General features: G+C 62.2%; 3 protein-coding genes. All 3 read left to right on the forward strand.

The window, feature by feature from the left end; genetic code table 11:
• Positions 1-1,186, forward strand: a 1,186-nt coding sequence (locus VJ604_RS01455) for an EAL and HDOD domain-containing protein (RefSeq protein WP_324079606.1), incomplete at its 5' end; no start/stop codon positions are given.
• Positions 1,187-1,377: 191 nt separating this feature from the next.
• Positions 1,378-2,139: a 3-deoxy-manno-octulosonate cytidylyltransferase gene (kdsB, locus tag VJ604_RS01460; RefSeq protein WP_324079607.1), complete on the forward strand. Its 762-nt coding sequence runs from the start codon at positions 1,378-1,380 to the stop codon at positions 2,137-2,139.
• Positions 2,140-2,358: 219 nt separating this feature from the next.
• A partial coding sequence (gene pyrG, locus VJ604_RS01465) for a CTP synthase (RefSeq protein ID WP_324079608.1) occupies positions 2,359-3,984 on the forward strand: 1,626 nt, incomplete at its 3' end.

The following is a 3,984-nucleotide window of genomic DNA, read 5'->3' on the forward strand; positions in this document are numbered from 1 at the left end:
GCAGCAGCTCGTCGGCTTCGAACTGCTGTTCCGGTCGGCCGAATGTGTCTCCTCGGCCAACATCCACGACGTCCAGCTCGCCAGCGCCTCGGTCATCCTGAACGCCCTCTCGGACTTCGGCTTCCAGGACGTGGTCGGCCGGCACAAGGGGTTCTTCAACGTCACCTACGAGATGTTGATGAGCGATGCGCTGGAGCTGCTCCCCAAGGACCAGGTGGTCATCGAACTTCTGGAGACCATCATCGCCGACGATCAGGTCGCCGCCCGCTGCCGCGAATTGAAGAGTCTCGGCTTCAAGCTGGCCCTCGACGACCACGTCTATTCCCCCTCCTTCGACCCGATCTATTCCCTGGTCGACATCGTCAAGCTGGACGTCTTGCAGACCTCCGCCGAGGATCTCCCAGGCTTCGTCGGCAAGCTGCGCCAGTGGCCGCTCACCCTGCTGGCGGAGAAGGTGGAAAGTGCCGAGCAGTACGCCTTTTGCGCAGAGCTCGGCTTCGACCTTTTCCAGGGGTACTACTTCGCGCGCCCGGTGGTGCTCAAGCAGAACCGGGTCGACGTCGGCAAGCTCGCCATGCTGCAGCTCATGAAACAGGTGATGGCGGAGACGGAGATCTCCGAGATCGAGGAGACCTTCAAGCAGAATCCCGGGCTCACCATCAACCTGCTCCGGCTGGTCAACTCGGTCGCCATCGGCATGCGGGTCCGGATCAAGACCCTGCGCCACGCCCTGACGGTGCTGGGGCTGGAACAGCTGAAACGATGGATCACCCTCGCCCTGTACGCGAGCAACGACTCCAACGGCATGCAGACCCCGCTTTTGGAGATCGCCGCCGCCCGCGGCAAACTGATGGAGCTGCTGGTGCAGGCCCAGCAGGGGCCGGACCGCAAAGAGCTTTCCGAACGCGCCTTCATGACCGGCGTCCTCTCGCTGATAGATGTGCTCTTCGAGGTCTCCATGGCCGAGCTGGTGGAAAAGCTCAACCTGGTGGAGGACGTGCGCTGCGCGCTCCTGGAGCGAAGCGGCCCGCTGGGGACCCTGCTGAACCTCGCCGAGAAGCTGGAAAAGACTGATTTCGCCGGGCTCCACCAGCAGCTGGACAGCTGCCGGCTCTCCTTCGATCAGTTGTTCGCCGCCCAACTGCAAACCATCTCCTGGTCCGGGCGGCTGAGCGCCTCCCTCTGATTCACACCTTGACATGACGCTTTCTTTTGATGTAACGTGTTACGTCCCGCCAATGAGGGACGGAGCGCGTGCGTTTTAATGGCGTCTCCAACCGGCTCCGCAGGACAGCCAGCCATCCACAACCCCTGTAATTACAACCGCTAAGGGAGTGCAACCGTCAGCCACGGTTGGATTTTCCCACTGAGAAGCCAATGAAGATTACTGCGGTTATCCCCGCCAGGTATGCATCGACGCGTTTTGAGGGTAAGGCCCTGGTTGATATCATGGGCAAACCGATGGTCCAGCATGTCTACGAGCGCGCCTCCAGGGCGAGCCTGGTCTCCGAGGTCATCGTGGCAACCGATGACGAGCGGATCGCGGATTGCGTGCGCGCCTTCGGCGGGCGGGTGGAGATGACCTCCGCTGCCCACGAGACCGGCACCGACCGGCTGGCGGAGGTGGCCCAGCGGCTGGACGCGGACATCATCGTGAACGTGCAGGGGGACGAGCCGCTCATCGATCCCGGCATGATCGACCAGGCCATCCCGCCGCTTTTGCAGGATGCCACCCTGCCCATGGCCACCCTGAAGACCAGGATCAAGACCCTGCACGATTTCCTGTCGCCCAACGTGGTGAAGGTGGTAACAGACCTGTGCGGCAACGTGCTGTACTTCTCCCGCTCGCCGCTCCCCTTCTTCCGGGACAAGTGGAACGATCTCAAGGACGACGCCTTCGTCTCCGGCAAACTCCTCTGCTACAAGCACGTGGGCCTCTACGTCTACCGGCGCGACTTCCTGCCGGTGTTCGCCTCCCTGAAGCCCACCTACCTGGAGCTTGCCGAGAAGCTCGAGCAGTTGCGGGTCCTGGAGAACGGTCACCGCATCAAGGTGGTGGAGACCCAGTTCGAATCGATCGGTGTGGATACCCCGGGCGACCTGGACAAGGTGCTGGCCAAGTTGAAGAAGGCAGAGTAACAACGAGATCAGGATTGGGACTAAGATAAAGGAAGCCTTAATCTTATCGACAATCTGTAGATTGATTATCTTGTGCATGAGGTGCGATTCAGTATAAACTGCCAGGTTGGAGTGCTGAAAAACGCTCTTTAGTCTGGCAAAAAGTAGAAGGTTGAGCAGGGTTGCAGGTTTTCTTAATCTCGATCTTGATCTTAACCTGTTTCTTCGGAGGTTATTTTAGTGAAGACAAAATTCATCTTTGTTACCGGCGGCGTTGTTTCTTCGATAGGCAAGGGACTCGCCGCCGCTTCTTTGGGCGCTCTTCTCGAGGCGCGCGGTCTCAGGGTCACCCACCAGAAGCTCGATCCGTACATCAACGTCGACCCCGGCACCATGTCGCCGTTCCAGCACGGCGAGGTCTTCGTGACCGATGACGGCGCCGAGACGGACCTCGACCTCGGGCACTACGAGCGTTACACCTCCGGCAAGCTTTCCAAGAAAAGCAACTTCACCACCGGCCAGGTCTACTTCTCGGTCATCGAGAAGGAGCGGCGCGGCGACTACCTGGGGGGCACCGTCCAGGTCATCCCGCACATCACCGACCAGATCAAGCTGAACATCCTGGAGAACGCCAAGGGAAGCGACATCGCCATCGTGGAGATCGGCGGCACGGTGGGCGACATCGAATCGCTCCCCTTCCTGGAGGCGATCCGTCAGCTGAAAAGCGACCGCGGGCCGGGCAACGTCCTCTACCTGCACGTCACCCTGGTCCCCTACATCAAGACCGCCGGCGAGTTGAAGACCAAGCCGACCCAGCACTCCGTCAAGGAGCTGCGCGAGATCGGTATCCAGCCTGACATCCTGCTCTGCCGCTGCGAGCACGAGCTCCCGCAGGAGATGAAGGCGAAGATCGCGCTCTTCTGCAACGTGGAGGAGAAGGCGGTCATCACCTCGCGCGACGCCGAGCACATCTACGCGGTGCCGCTGGCCCTGAACCGCGAAGGGCTGGACGAGCAGGTGGTCGAGAAGCTGAACATCTGGACCAAGGCCCCCGACCTCACCCACTGGCAGCAGGTGGTCTCCAAGCTTACCAACCCAAGCAGCGGCCAGGTGAACATCGCGGTGGTCGGCAAGTACGTCGACCTGAAGGAATCCTACAAGTCGCTCTCCGAGGCGCTCACCCACGGCGGCATCGCCAACGACTGCCGGGTCAACATCGTCTACCTCGACTCCGAGAAGATCGAGGAGGAGGGGGCCGAGCAGCACCTGAACGGCGTGGACGGCATCCTGGTGCCGGGCGGCTTCGGCGAGCGCGGCACCGAAGGGAAGATCCAGGCCATCAAGTACGCCCGCGAGAAGAAGGTCCCCTTCTTCGGCATCTGCCTGGGGCTGCAGATGGCGGTCATCGAGTACGCCCGCGACGTGCTGGGGCTGGAGCGCGCCAACTCGCTGGAGTTCGACGAGCAGACCCCCCACCCGGTGGTGACCATCATGGAGGCGCAGCGGGCGGTGGCCGACAAGGGCGGCACCATGCGCCTGGGGAGCTACCCCTGCCGGCTCAAGGAGGGCACCAAGGCCCGCGAGCTCTACGGCCAGGAGCTGGTCCACGAGCGCCACCGCCACCGCTACGAGTTCAACAACGCCTACCGGGCCCAGTTCGAGGCCGGCGGCATGGTCTTCTCCGGACTGAACGTGGAGCTGGGCCTGGTGGAGATGATCGAGCTGCCCGACCACCCGCACTTCCTGGGCTGCCAGTTCCACCCAGAGTTCAAGTCGAAGCCGTTCCAGCCGCACCCGCTCTTCGCCGGGTTCATCGCCGCGGCGGTGAAGGCGCGCGACGCGCGCGCGAAGTCGGGCGCCGAGGTG

The organism is Geomonas sp., from assembly GCF_035254065.1.
In the GTDB taxonomy this organism is placed as follows: domain Bacteria; phylum Desulfobacterota; class Desulfuromonadia; order Geobacterales; family Geobacteraceae; genus Geomonas.